Origin of the sequence: Streptomyces chromofuscus (genome assembly GCF_015160875.1) — a bacterium.
Lineage (GTDB): Bacteria > Actinomycetota > Actinomycetes > Streptomycetales > Streptomycetaceae > Streptomyces > Streptomyces chromofuscus.
On sequence record NZ_CP063374.1, the window covers coordinates 7,056,096 to 7,068,909 of the forward strand.

Sequence of the window (12,814 nt, forward strand, 5' to 3'; positions counted from 1 at the left end):
TGAGGGACCGGGGACGATCGTGAAACGGCCGTGCGCCGACGGAGTGAGAAGCAATGCTGCGAGACGTGGCGGGCCTGGTGCGGCGGCCGCACTTCCGCCTCCCCGGCAACCCGGTCACGGAGCTCGCCACGATCGCCTTCCTGCTGGCCTGCCCCGGCATGCTGTGGAACGACCCCGAGGCCGGCCGCAAGACCCTGCTGCCCGCCTACGGTGGCGTCATGTCGGAGATCGACACGGCGTCTCGGGCGTGTGCGCGCCGAAGGGGCACGGGGAACTGCGCGACCAGCCACACACGTCCCGCAGACGCCCACCGCCCGCAGGCCCACGGCCACAGAGCCAGGCGCCCCCTTGAGCGGAGCGGATAGGCTGCGGCCTGGCCGGTGGCAGGTGGTCCCGTGTGGAGCCTCTCGTCGTCGGCCGGCTGGTGCGGCAGGGGATCCCCGTGACGGTGTACGACCACGGGGCGGACGGGAGTCGGGCGTGAACACGGACGTTCTCGTGCTGGGCGGCGCGGGCGTGGACACCATCGTGTACGTGCCGGAGATGCCCCTGCCCTACGCCGACAGCTACATGATCGACTCCGGCATCCGCACCCGCGCGGGCCAGACCGGCGACTTCGTCGCCCTCGGCCTCGGCGCGCTGGGCCTGCGCACCCACCACCTCGACCTGCTCGGCGACGACCCCGAGGGCGACCTGGTCCGGGCCCTGCACCACGCGAAGGGCATCGCCCTCACCGCGATCCCGCAGCCCGCCGGCACCAAACGCGCGGTCAACCTCGTCGGCCCCGACGGCCGGCGCCTGTCCCTGTACGACACGAGCCGCTCGCACGCCGGCGACCGGCTCCCCGAGGCGACCGTCCGGGCGCTGGCGCGGTCCAGCCGCCACGTGCACGTGTCCATCACCCATCCCTGCGCCCACGCCCTGCCCGTCCTGCGCGAGACCGGCGTGCCCCTCTCCACCGACCTGCACGACTGGGACGGCGAGAACCCCTACCACGAGCCCTTCGCCCTCGCCGCGGACATCGTCTTCCTCTCCGCCGCCGCCCTCACCGACCCCGAGCGCACCATGCGCCGCATCGTCGAGCACGGCCGCGCGCACACGGTCGTCGCCACCGCCGGCGCCGACGGCGCGTACCTCCTCACCGACGGCGACCTGACGCGCGTCCCGGCGGTCCCGCCCCCCGCGCCGGTGGTGGACTCCAACGGCGCGGGAGACGCCTTCGCCGCGGCCTTCCTCTTCGGCCACCTGGGCGGCGCACCACCCCGCCGATGCGCCCTGTACGGCGCGGTGGCCGGTGCCCATGCGTGCACGGTGCCGTCCACCGAGGCCGAGGCGATAGGGCGGGCCGAACTCCTCGAGCGCGCAGCCGCGCTGCCGCACTGAAGAGGCCGACGGCACCCGCCCTGCCGCTCGCTCGCTGCTTGTTCCGCCGGAGAAGGGGTACACGGCGGTGAACGACGGGGCGTGGAAGTGCCCGTCCCGTGGAACAGAGGCAGCGTGAGAGCAGTGCGCCGAACGGGAACGCTGGGGTCGGCGGTGTTCGGCAGGCGGTCTTCTCCCGCTCGCTCGGTCTGGTGATGGGCGCGATTTTCGCATTGTCCTGGCTGGTGCAGGCGACCGCCGGAGTCGCCGCGTACAACGAGCGGCAACTCAGACAACTCCAGGCGCCCATCGGTTGGGGCGAATATCTGGGCTCGGCCGATTTCTGGAGCAGAACCCTGCAGAACCGGCAGTCCGAGTTCCTGGCGGTCGCCTCGATGGCCATTCTCTCCGTCTACCTCCGCCAGCGCGGCTCGCCCGAATCCAAACCGGTCGGTGCGCCCCATGCGTCGACGGGAGTCGAGGGGTGAGCCCTATTCGGCGTGGCCGTGATCGTGTACGCCGTTGGTCGCCGCGATCTTCTTCCACGACCTCGGCTGCTCCACGGCCGCCCTCGCTCCCGGTGCCGGGGCGGCGATCGAGGCGTCGCGCGCCGCCGGCGCCCCCGGCTTCGACGGCTGGAACAGCCACGTGTCGAACAGCGCGGTCAGCCGCTTCCCGGAGACCCGCTCCGCGTACCCGCGGAAGTCGGCCACCGAGGCGTTGCCATGGGCGTACCGCCGTGGCCAGCCCTCGAGGACGGCGAAGAAGTCCTCGTCGCCGATCCTGTTGCGCAGCGCCTGCAGGGCCAGCGCGCCCCGGTCGTACACGGCCAGGTGGAACTGGTTCTCCGGCCCCGGGTCACCGGGACGCACCGTCCAGAACGGATCGTCCGCCGGACGCGACGCGTAGACGTAGTCCGCGATCTCCTGCGCGGTCCCCTCGCCCTCGTGCTCGGACCACAGCCACTGCGCGTACCGGGCGAAGCCCTCGTTGATCCAGATGTCCTTCCACTGGGACACCGACACCAGGTCGCCGTACCACTGGTGGGCCAGCTCGTGCACGACCACCGACGTGTTCGAACCGGCGGCGAACTGCCGCGGGCTGTAGAAGGGCCGGGTCTGCGTCTCCAGCGCGTACCCGGTGGTGGTGTTCGGCACGTATCCGCCGAGGGCGTTGTAGGGGTACGGCCCGAAGTAGTCGGTCAGCCAGTCGGCGATCTCCCCGGTCCGCTCGACGCCGGCCCGCGCCGCGCCGTCGGTGCCGCCCAGATCCCTGCTGTAGGCGTTGACGACCGGGATGCCGCCGTCCGTGGTCGCGGTCGTGATGTCGAACCTGCCGACGGCGAGCGTGGCGAGATAGGTCGCCTGCGGCTTGTCGGACCGCCAGCTGTAGCGGGTCCACCCGGCCCGTGAACCCGTCGACTGCAGCGTGCCGTTGGAGATGGCCTGGCTGCCGTCCGGCACCTGCACCGAGACGTCGTACGTGGCCTTGTCCAGCGGATGGTCGTTGCTCGGGAACCACCACCACGCCGACTCGGGCTCACCGGCCGCGACCCCGCCGTCCGGCGTCCGCAGCCAGCTGGTGAAGCCGTACGCCCGCTTCGACGACGGTACCCCGCTGTAGCGCACCACCACGGTGACGGACGCATCCTTGGCCAGGGGTTTGCTCGGCGTGATCTCCAGTTCGTGCTCGCCCGAGGTCGCGAAGACGGCCCTCGCTCCGTTGACGCGCACCTCGCTGACGTCCAGCAGGAAATCCAGGTTGAACCGCGACAGGTCCTGCGTGGTGCGGGCCAGGAGGGTCGCCGTGCCTTCCAGCCGGTCCTCCGCGGGCTGGTACTTCAGCCGGAGGTCGTAGTGGGAGACGTCGTAACCGCCGTTGCCGTACGCCGGGTAGTAGGGGTCGCCGACACCCGGAGCGCCGGGGGAGTGGCTCGCGGCCGATGCAGGGACCGCCAGCAGCAGGGAGGCGGCGGCGAGCGCGCCCGGCGTCGTGATTCTGCGGTGCACGGAAACTCCGAGTCGTGGGGGGGCGAGGGTCCGTTCGGAGCCTATTCAGGCCCGGCCGTGACTGCCCTGTCCACAACAACCGCTGTCATGAGATCGCCATTCGGCCGTCATGCACCCGGACGGCCCACACCGGTTTCCGGCCACCCTGAGGTGCACTCAGACGCACCCTTATGCACGGCAGTTGACGGCGGTACCGTCCGGCGCATGCCGACACGTATGCGCCGCACGACCTGGAGACCGCTCGCGACGGCGGCCACCGCCGCCCTGACGGCCACCCTGCTCACCCCGGCCGCCGCACACGGCGCCCCGCGGGAGAGCCGTCCCGTCTACTCGTACGACACCGCCGTCCGTGAGGCCGTCTGGGTGGACACCGGCCTCGACGGCGACGGCGACGGCAGGACCGACCGCGTCGCCGTCGACATCGTCCGCCCGCGCGAACCCGCCCAGCAGGGCCGCAAGGTGCCGGTCATCATGGAGGCCAGCCCGTACTACTCGTGCTGCGGGCGGGGCAACGAGAGCCAGCGCAAGACGTACGACGCCGAGGGCGACATCGTCCGGATGCCGCTGTACTACGACAACTACTTCGTACCGCGCGGCTACGCCTTCGTCGCCGTCGACCTCGCCGGCACCAACCGGTCCGACGGCTGTGTCGACGTCGGCGGCCGCTCCGACGTCCAGTCCGCGAAGGCCGTCGTCGACTGGCTGAACGGGCGCGGCACGGCCTACACCACCCGCACCGGCACCGCCAGGGCCGAGGCCGGCTGGACCAACGGCCGGACGGGAATGATCGGCAAGAGCTGGGACGGCACCGTCGCCAACGGCGTCGCCGCCACCGGCGTCGAGGGCCTGGAGACCATCGTGCCGATCGGCGCCATCTCCTCCTGGTACGACTACTACTTCGCCAAGGGCGCCCCGTTGTACGGCTCCGGCCCCGACTGGCTGTCGAACTACGTCAACAGCCCCGACGCCCGCGCCAAGTGCGCCGCCGTCCAGCGGCGACTCGCCGACGGCGCCCCGCGCACCGGCGACTGGACGCCGCTGTGGAGCGAACGCGACCACGTGCGGGACGCGAGCAGGGTCAGGGCGAGTGTCTTCCTGGTCCACGGCGCGCAGGACCTCAACGTGCGCATGCAGCACGTCGGACCGTGGTGGGACGCCCTCGCCAGGAACGGCGTCGAGCGCAAGATCTGGCTCTCCCAGACCGGCCACGTCGACCCGTTCGACTTCCGCCGCGCCCACTGGGTCGAGACCCTGCACCGCTGGTTCGACCACGAACTGCTCGGCTACGACAACGGCATCGACCGCGAGCCGATGGCCGACATCGAACGCCACCCCGACCAATGGGTCACGTCGAAGGTCTGGCCGCCACGCGGCACCGACACCGTGCGTCTGAGGCCCGCTCATGGCGCCCGGCCCGGCGTCGGCAGCCTGGGCCTGCGCGCCGGCCGGGGCACCGAGACCTTCACGGACGACCCGGGGCGCGGCGAGACCGACTGGGCCGCGTGGATCGACCACACCACCCCGGACAAGGCCGGCTTCGTCACGGGCCCGCTCACCCGCGACCTGCGCCTGTCCGGCTCCTCCGAGGTCACCGTCACCGTGACCCCCAGCACGCCCACGGCCCACCTGTCGGCCGTCCTCGTGGACCTCGGCCCCGCCACCATCCGCGACTACGCCGACGCCGCCGAGGGCATCACCACCCTGCCCGACCGCACCTGCTGGGGCGCGTCCACCAGCGGCGACAGCGCCTGCTTCAAGGAGACCGAGGCCAAGAGGACCGACGTCGACCACACCGTCGTCAGCCGCGGCTGGGCCGACCTCGGCAACCACGCCTCCGACCTGACGGGCCGCCCGCTCACCCCGGGCGAGCGGTACACCATCACCCTCGACCTGGCCGCGACCGACCACGTCGTCCCGGCCGGACACCGGCTGGCCCTGATCGTCGCGGGCACCGACAAGGACCTGATCGACCCTCCGGCCGACAGGCCGACGCTCGCGCTGGACCTCGCCCGTACCTCCGCCCGGGTCCCGCTGGCCGGCGGCACGGCGGCGTTCGCCCGGGCCACGGCGGGCACCGCGACGGCCCCGGCCCCGGCGCCGCACGAAACGCTCCGAGGAGTCGACGACGCGCGCCCCGCCGAGCGCGTGCCCGGCCCCCGCACCACCGACTGAGCCGCCGAAAGGCGCCCCTCACCACGAGGGGCGCCTGCGTCGTCGCGTCTCACCCGGAGGCGGCCGGACCGGCCAGGTCGGCCGCCTCCTCGGCACATCCCCACGCAACGGTCACGCCCGCACCGCCGTGCCCGTAGTGGTGCACCAGCACCCTCCCGTCCGGCAGCGGTTGGCGCTCCAGCCGGACGGCGTCCCGCACCGGTCGCAGCCCCACCCGGTGCTCCAGCACCCGCGCCCCCGCGATCCCGGGCCGCAGCGCCGCGCACCGCCGTACGATCGCCTCGGCCACCGCCGGATCGGGCTCGAGCGACCACGCGTCCTGCTGGGAGGTGCCGCCCAGCACCAGCCGCCCCGGATGCGGGAAGACGTACGCGAGCTCGCCGGAGACGTCCTTGGACACGACCCACGTACGGATCCCGGGGTTCTCCACCACGACCAGCTGGCCGCGCACGGGGCGCACGGACGCGTCCGGCACCAGCTCCCGCGCGCCCAGCCCCGTGCAGTTGACCACGACCTGCGCGTCCACCTCCGTGAGCGCCGACACGGTGCGCCGCTCCACCACCCCGCCCGCAGCCGCCAACCGCCCCAGCAGCCACGGCAGATAGGTCGACATGTCGATCAGCGGCAGCCGCGCCCACAGCCCCACCGGCCCGGCGTACTCCTCGGGCGTCGCCGCGCGCAGCGCCTTCAGCCGGCCCGCCGCCCAGGAGCCCGTCTCGTCCAGGCCCGTCTCACCCATGACCCCTTCGACCAGGCGTACGCCGGTGGACTCGGGGCGCTCGGCCAGCTCCTCGTAGACGACCAGGGAGCGCAGCGCCCAGCCGCGCGCCGCCTCGGTCGGCTCGATGCGGTAGGGCCACCACAGCGCGCCCGCGACCGCCGAGGTGGTGCGCTCGGCGGGGTCCCGCGTCCACACCCGCACCCGCCGGCCCCGCTCGGCCAGCACCACGGCCGTGGTCAGCCCGATGACACCCCCGCCGACGACGATCACGTCGCCCTTCGCGTCGCTGCTCATGCGGGGACGGTAGCGGAATGTGTCATGCTGCGATCAGAGTGCCGTAACTGTGGGGATACTCACCGTATGTCTGCCGCGTACGCGACCTTCGGCCTGGCACCGGCGATGCGTGCCGGTGAAGTTCTCGCGGACGGTGGCTTCCAGGTGCACCGGGACTTCGTGGACTTCATCGTCGACGGGCGCCCGCTGCTGTTCCGGCTCTCGGACCTGGACGCCGTCTCCCCGCTCGCCTCCGACGTCCCGCCCGCCATCTTCACCGCCCAGGTGCGCGGCCTGCTGCTGGAGGCCGACGCTCCGCTGGCCGGGGGGCGGCACGTCATCTACGGCTGTCCCGAGTGCGCCGACGTGGCGTGCGGCGCGGTCACCGCGGTGATCGAGCGGGCCGGCGACGACTACGTCTGGCGGGACTTCGCCTGGCAGACCGGCGAACAGGTCGACCTGGAGCTGAACGGCTACCGGGGCATCGGCCCGTTCCGCTTCCACGGCGACGCCTACCGCACGGCGCTGCACTCCCTGCTGGACGCCCAGGGTCCCGGCGGCCGCCGCCGCGTCCTGCTGATCGGCGCCCGCGTCGCCGTGCTCGCCAGACTGGCCGCCGCCCTGCGCACCATCGGCATCGGCGCCGACATCACCCGCGACGCCGACCGCGTCCCCGCCGACGAGCTGCGCGCTTACGGCGCCGTCGCCTTCGGCCGCGAGGCCGGCCAGGAGGAGCGCGCGGCCGTGCGGCGGGCCTTCGAACGCGCCGGGGTCGAGGTGGCGTACGTCGACGGACTCGCCCCGATCGTCCCGTTGCTCGTCGCCCAGATCGAACACGCCCTCGACCGCAGCCCGGTGGAGCAGCGCCGCCTCACCCGCCTGGTCACCGCCGACGGCGAGGCGGGCGTCGAGGTCACCTCGGCCTGCCGGGTCCGGCTCACCGCTTACCGTCTGGACCGTCTTTCCCGCACCCGCACCCACGAGGTCTTCGACGGGCTCCTCGAACCGGGCCGCCACCGTATCCCCCTGGACGCCAGGGCCGTGAAGGGCGAGTCGTACGTGGTGGCGAGGACGGCGGGAAGCGTGCTGGTGGAGGCGATGGCACGGTGAGGACCGACGCGAGATCCGGGCCGGAGGGCCATTAGGATCGGCGGTCTGATGACTGCCACCCTCGTCGCCAAGAACCTCGCCGCCGGCCACGGCGACCGCGCGCTCTTCACCGGACTCGACCTGGTCGTCGCGCCCGGCGACGTGATCGGGCTGGTCGGTGCCAACGGCGCCGGGAAGTCCACGCTGCTGCGGATGCTCGCCGGGCTCGACGCCCCCGAGCAGGGCGAACTGCGCCTGTCCCCGCCCACCGCGACCGTCGGTCACCTGCCGCAGGAGCCCGAACGGCGGCCGGGCGAAACGGTACGGCAGTTCCTCGCCCGCCGTACCGGCGTCGCCGACGCGCAGCGGGCCATGGACGAGGCCACCGAGGCCCTGGTCGAAGGAGCGCCCGGCGCGGACGACGCCTACGCCGGCGCCCTGGAGCGCTGGCTCGGCCTCGGCGGCGCCGACCTCGACGAACGCGCCGAGGAGGTCGCCGACTCGCTCGGCCTCGCCGTCGGCCTCGACCAGGCGATGACGTCCCTCTCCGGCGGCCAGGCGGCCCGCGCCGGCCTCGCCTCGCTCCTGCTCTCCCGCTACGACGTCTTCCTGCTGGACGAGCCCACCAACGACCTCGACCTGGACGGCCTGGAGCGCCTCGAACGCTTCGTGCGCGGACTGCGCGCCGGCACGGTCGTCGTCAGCCACGACCGCGAGTTCCTCACCCGCACGGTCACGAAGGTCCTCGAACTCGACCTCGCCCAGCAGCAGATCAACCTCTACGGCGGTGGCTACGCGGCCTACCTGGAGGAACGCGAGGTGGCCCGGCGGCACGCGCGCGAGGACTACGAGGAGTACGCCGACAAGAGGACCGCCCTGCAGGACCGCGCGCAGATGCAGCGTTCCTGGATGGACAAGGGCGTGAAGAACGCCCGGCGCAAGGCGGGCAACGACAACGACAAGATCGGGCGCAAGTTCCGCAGCGAGGCCAGCGAGAAGCAGGCCGCGAAGGCCCGGCAGACCCAGCGCATGATCGAACGGCTGGAGGTCGTCGAGGAGCCCCGCAAGGAGTGGGAGCTGCGCATGGAGATCGCCTCGGCACCCCGCTCCGGTGCGGTCGTGGCGACCCTGCGCGACGCCGAGGTGCGGCGCGGCGACTTCGTCCTCGGCCCGGTGACCCTCCAGATCGACTGGGCGGACCGGGTGGCGGTCACCGGCGCGAACGGCGCGGGCAAGTCGACGCTGCTCGGCGCCCTGCTCGGCCGCGTCCCGCTCGACGCGGGGCACGCCGCCCTCGGCTCCGGGGTGCTGGTCGGCGAGGTCGACCAGGCCCGCAAGCTGTTCCACGGCCCCGAGGCGCTGCTGGACGCGTTCCGCGCCGCCGTGCCGGACACCGAACCGGTCGAGGTGCGTACGCTCCTGGCCAAGTTCGGCCTGAAGTCGGACCACGTCCTGCGCCCGGCGGCCACCCTCTCGCCCGGCGAGCGCACCCGTGCCGCCCTCGCCCTCCTGCAGGGCCGGGGTGTCAACCTCCTGGTCCTCGACGAGCCCACGAACCACCTCGACCTGCCCGCCATCGAACAGCTGGAGTCGGCCCTCGACGCCTACACCGGCACACTGCTGCTGGTCACCCACGACCGCCGTATGCTGGACGCCGTGCGCGTCACCCGCCGGCTGGAGGTCGCGGACGGCAAGGTGACCGAGCGCTAACGAGGCGTCAGCCGGGCCGCCAGCTCCGGATAGTCGACGACCAGGCCGTCCGCGTCGAAGTCCAGCTCGCTGGTGAAGTCACCCGACGCGAACCGCACCCGCCCGCCGCCGTCGGTGCGGGCGAGGTGCGTGTACGTCTGCACCGACGGCCGTACGGTCAGGTCGGGCACCGACACCCAGGCCATCAGGAACTCCCGCTCACCGGCCGTCCGGTGCAGACCGTGCCGGAGCACGGGCATGGTGTTGGTCAGGGGACACAGCCCCAGGTCGCAGTCGAGCGCCCCGTGCACGTCCGGCACCTGCTCCCCGTCGGCGGTCCACGCGCCCCGCCCGTCGTGCCGCAGATCGAGCGTCCGCGTCACCTCCGCCGTCTCGGCGGTCACCTGGAGCCGCCGCGTCACGTATCCGTCGCCGGTCCGCAGTTCGTACGACACCCAGTACGGCTCCGGATCCGTCCCCACCGCCCGCCCCCGCGCCCGCAGGGACTCCCCGTCGAACGTGACCCAGGCGGTCTCGTAGCCATGGCTCGCGATGACGTCCCAGGTCACCGCACGCGAAGTGGTCATACCGCCACCCTATGGTCGGAGTCGGACGCCGCACGTCGCGCCACCCTGAGGCGCCGACCGGGCCCGAACCCCCCGCAACAGCGGGAATCCGGGCCCGCCCGTCTCAGCCCCGTCCGCCCTTCTTGGGGTCGAGCAGACCCGCCCGCCGCAGGGCGTCGGCCATCGCGCTGTTCGCCGGAGCCGGCGCCTGGCGGGCGGCCCCGCCTCCGTGGCCGCCCCGGCCGCCCTGCCGCTGCTGCGGCGGCCGCCCGCCCCGCTGCGGACGGCGCTCGCCGGGGCCCCGCTCCTGGGGCGCGGCCTCGTCGTCCAGCCTGAGGGTCAGGGAGATCCGCTTACGCGGAATGTCGACGTCGAGCACCTTCACCTTCACGATGTCACCCGGCTTGACGACGTCCCGCGGGTCCTTGACGAACGTCTTCGACATCGCGGAGACGTGCACCAGACCGTCCTGGTGCACGCCGACGTCGACGAACGCCCCGAACGCGGCCACGTTGGTGACCACACCCTCCAGGACCATGCCCGTCTCGAGGTCGGACAGCTTCTCGACGCCCTCCTTGAAGGTGGCCGTCTTGAACGCCGGCCGCGGGTCGCGCCCCGGCTTCTCCAACTCCTTGAGGATGTCGCCGACCGTCGGCAGACCGAACGTCTCGTCCACGAAGTCCTGCGGCTTCAGCGACCGCAGCACGCCCGTGTTGCCGATCAGCGCGGCCACTTCCTGGCCGGTGGTCTTCACCATCCGCCGGACGACGGGGTACGCCTCCGGGTGCACGCTGGACGCGTCCAGCGGGTCGTCGCCGCCCCGGATGCGCAGGAAGCCCGCGCACTGCTCGTACGCCTTCGGCCCGAGCCGCGCCACCTTCTTCAGCTCCGAGCGGGACGTGAACGGGCCGTTGGCGTCCCGGTGCGCCACGATGTTCTCGGCGAGCCCGGAGGAGATGCCCGAGACGCGCGCGAGCAGCGGCGCGGACGCCGTGTTGACGTCGACGCCGACGCCGTTCACACAGTCCTCGACCACCGCGTCCAGCGAACGCGACAGCTTCACCTCGGACAGGTCGTGCTGGTACTGGCCGACGCCGATGGACTTCGGGTCGATCTTCACCAGCTCGGCCAGCGGGTCCTGGAGCCGGCGCGCGATCGACACGGCGCCGCGCAGCGACACGTCCATGTCGGGCAGCTCCTGCGAGGCGAACGCGGAGGCGGAGTACACGGACGCGCCCGCCTCGGACACCATCACCTTGGTGAGCTGCAACTCCGGGTGCTTCGCGATCAGTTCACCCGCCAGCTTGTCGGTCTCGCGGGACGCCGTGCCGTTGCCGATCGCGACCAGCTCCACCGCGTGCTCCTTGGCGAGCCGGGCCAGCTTGGCGATCGCCTCGTCCCACTTGTTGGCCGGGACGTGCGGGTACACGACGTCGGTGGCGACGACCTTGCCGGTCGCGTCCACGACGGCCACCTTCACCCCCGTACGGAAGCCGGGGTCGAGGCCGAGCGTCGCGCGCGTACCGGCCGGAGCGGCCAGCAGCAGGTCCCGCAGGTTCGCCGCGAACACGCCGACCGCCTCGTCCTCGGCGGCGGTGCGCAGCCGGAGGCGGAGGTCGATGCCGAGGTGGACCAGGACGCGGGTGCGCCAGGCCCAGCGGACGGTGTCCGTCAGCCACTTGTCGGCGGGACGCCCGCGGTCGGCGATCCCGAACCGGGCGGCGATGATGCCCTCGTAGGACGAGGGCCCCTCCGTCGGCTCCTCCGGCTCCAGGACGAGGTCGAGGACCTCCTCCTTCTCGCCGCGCAGCATCGCCAGGACGCGGTGCGAGGGCAGCTCCGTGAACGGCTCGGCGAAGTCGAAGTAGTCCGCGAACTTGGCGCCCGCCTCCTCCTTGCCCTCCCGCACCTTGGCGGCCAGCCGCCCGCGCACCCACATGCGCTCACGCAGCTCGCCGATCAGGTCGGCGTCCTCCGAGAAGCGCTCGGTGAGGATGGACCGGGCGCCGTCCAGGGCGGCCTGCGCATCGGCCACGCCCTTGTCGGCGTCCACGAACGCGGCGGCGGCCGCGAGGGGCTCGACGGTCGGGTCGCCGAGCAGCCCTTCGGCCAGTGGCTCAAGACCGGCCTCACGGGCGATCTGCGCCTTCGTGCGCCGCTTGGGCTTGTACGGCAGGTAGATGTCCTCCAGGCGCGCCTTCGTCTCGGCACCCCGGATCCGCGCCTCGAGCTCCTCGGTGAGTTTGCCCTGCTCGCGCACCGACTCCAGGATCGCCGCCCGCCGCTCCTCCAGCTCCCGCAGATAGCGCAGCCGCTCCTCGATCGTGCGCAGCTGCGCATCGTCGAGCATCTCGGTCGCTTCCTTGCGGTAGCGGGCGATGAAGGGCACCGTCGAACCGCCGTCGAGCAGCTCGACGGCGGCCTTGACCTGCCGCTCCCGTACGCCGAGTTCCTCGGCGATCCTGCCTTCGATGGACCCTACTGCCAGGGACCCGGGTGTCGTCACGATCCGGTACCGCCTTCTCCACTTCGGGTTGCGCGGCAATTGTGGCAGGTGGCACCGACAACGGGGGAGCAGGGCGGCAAGTGGCGGGGCGTCGGCCCGTCAGGCCCGGCGCGCGCCGCGCCGGCCGGCCCCGGAGGCGCCGCCGAGGAGGCGGGCCACGGCCCGGAACGGCAGCGTCACCACCGTGGCGACGGCACCGCCGATCTGCCGCAGGACATCCGCGATGGCACGGAACACGTGAATCCCCTTTCCTCTGGCTTCTCGTCTCCTGCTCGCGTCCTTCCCGGCGACCAGGTGACCTCCGGGTACCGCGTTCGCCGCGTGTCATGCCCGGCGGCGGGGCACACGCGCGCGTGCCCCTGCCCGCATGCCGTGGAGGGACGGCGCGGCGATGGCAGGAAAGGTGGGGAACTCGTCATTGCGGCCA

At 72.9% G+C, this 12,814-nt stretch carries 11 protein-coding genes; 6 read left to right on the plus strand and 5 right to left on the minus strand.

Translation table 11 applies throughout. The features are described from left to right. Positions 1-53: 53 nt before the first annotated feature. The 3 genes from IPT68_RS31575 (at position 54) to IPT68_RS31585 (ending at position 1,850) form a co-directional block, all read left to right on the plus strand. The gene (locus tag IPT68_RS31575; protein ID WP_189698269.1) at positions 54-365 is read left to right on the plus strand and encodes a hypothetical protein; all 312 of its coding nucleotides are present in this window, start codon (positions 54-56) and stop codon (positions 363-365) included. A gap of 115 nt (positions 366-480) precedes the next feature. Continuing rightward, a complete protein-coding gene (locus tag IPT68_RS31580; protein WP_228040054.1) occupies positions 481-1,383 on the plus strand; it encodes a PfkB family carbohydrate kinase in 903 nt (300 codons plus the stop codon). 98 nt (positions 1,384-1,481) lie between these two features. Next, positions 1,482-1,850, plus strand: coding sequence for a DUF6766 family protein (locus IPT68_RS31585; RefSeq protein WP_373300559.1), 369 nt, complete (start codon positions 1,482-1,484; stop codon positions 1,848-1,850). 3 nt (positions 1,851-1,853) lie between these two features. On the opposite strand, the gene IPT68_RS31590 is transcribed toward IPT68_RS31585, so the two are convergent. Next, positions 1,854-3,371 (minus strand): M1 family metallopeptidase, encoded by a 1,518-nt coding sequence (locus tag IPT68_RS31590; RefSeq protein WP_189698042.1) that lies wholly within the window; start codon positions 3,369-3,371, stop codon positions 1,854-1,856. Positions 3,372-3,575: 204 nt separating this feature from the next. Here IPT68_RS31590 and IPT68_RS31595 point away from each other — a divergent pair, with 204 nt between their 5' ends. Next, positions 3,576-5,543 carry a Xaa-Pro dipeptidyl-peptidase gene (locus tag IPT68_RS31595; protein ID WP_189698041.1) on the plus strand — a complete coding sequence of 656 codons (1,968 nt, stop codon included), beginning with the start codon at positions 3,576-3,578 and terminating at the stop codon, positions 5,541-5,543. A 49-nt stretch (positions 5,544-5,592) separates the two neighbouring features. Here the strand turns inward: IPT68_RS31595 and IPT68_RS31600 are convergent, their stop codons facing one another. Further along, positions 5,593-6,558 (minus strand): FAD-dependent oxidoreductase, encoded by a 966-nt coding sequence (locus IPT68_RS31600; protein ID WP_189698040.1) that lies wholly within the window; start codon positions 6,556-6,558, stop codon positions 5,593-5,595. Positions 6,559-6,624: 66 nt separating this feature from the next. Here IPT68_RS31600 and IPT68_RS31605 point away from each other — a divergent pair, with 66 nt between their 5' ends. After that, positions 6,625-7,647, plus strand: coding sequence for an oxidoreductase (locus tag IPT68_RS31605; RefSeq protein WP_189698039.1), 1,023 nt, complete (start codon positions 6,625-6,627; stop codon positions 7,645-7,647). 48 nt (positions 7,648-7,695) lie between these two features. After that, complete coding sequence (locus tag IPT68_RS31610) at positions 7,696-9,336, plus strand: ABC-F family ATP-binding cassette domain-containing protein (protein WP_189698038.1); 1,641 nt, start codon at positions 7,696-7,698, stop codon at positions 9,334-9,336. Here the strand turns inward: IPT68_RS31610 and IPT68_RS31615 are convergent. The 3 genes from IPT68_RS31615 to IPT68_RS31625 all read right to left on the minus strand — a co-directional run bounded on the left by IPT68_RS31615 (position 9,333) and on the right by IPT68_RS31625 (position 12,624). Further along, complete coding sequence (locus tag IPT68_RS31615; protein ID WP_189698037.1) at positions 9,333-9,902, minus strand: putative glycolipid-binding domain-containing protein; 570 nt, start codon at positions 9,900-9,902, stop codon at positions 9,333-9,335. The genes IPT68_RS31610 and IPT68_RS31615 overlap by 4 nt on opposite strands. Before the next feature lie 103 nt (positions 9,903-10,005). Beyond that, the gene (locus IPT68_RS31620; RefSeq protein WP_189698036.1) at positions 10,006-12,387 is read right to left on the minus strand and encodes a Tex family protein; all 2,382 of its coding nucleotides are present in this window, start codon (positions 12,385-12,387) and stop codon (positions 10,006-10,008) included. Between the two features lie 99 nt (positions 12,388-12,486). Further along, the gene (locus IPT68_RS31625) at positions 12,487-12,624 is read right to left on the minus strand and encodes an LPFR motif small protein (RefSeq protein WP_189698035.1); all 138 of its coding nucleotides are present in this window, start codon (positions 12,622-12,624) and stop codon (positions 12,487-12,489) included. Positions 12,625-12,814 lie beyond the last annotated feature (190 nt).

What these genes read in the sequence shown, in the direction of transcription:
- IPT68_RS31575 (WP_189698269.1), top strand. Translation starts at nt 54, where the DNA reads ATGCTGCGAGACGTGGCGGGCCTGGTGCGGCGGCCGCACTTCCGCCTC.
- IPT68_RS31600 (WP_189698040.1), bottom strand. Translation starts at nt 6,558, where the DNA reads ATGAGCAGCGACGCGAAGGGCGACGTGATCGTCGTCGGCGGGGGTGTC.
- IPT68_RS31615 (WP_189698037.1), bottom strand. Translation starts at nt 9,902, where the DNA reads ATGACCACTTCGCGTGCGGTGACCTGGGACGTCATCGCGAGCCATGGC.
- IPT68_RS31610 (WP_189698038.1), top strand. Translation starts at nt 7,696, where the DNA reads ATGACTGCCACCCTCGTCGCCAAGAACCTCGCCGCCGGCCACGGCGAC.
- IPT68_RS31605 (WP_189698039.1), top strand. Translation starts at nt 6,625, where the DNA reads ATGTCTGCCGCGTACGCGACCTTCGGCCTGGCACCGGCGATGCGTGCC.
- IPT68_RS31595 (WP_189698041.1), top strand. Translation starts at nt 3,576, where the DNA reads ATGCCGACACGTATGCGCCGCACGACCTGGAGACCGCTCGCGACGGCG.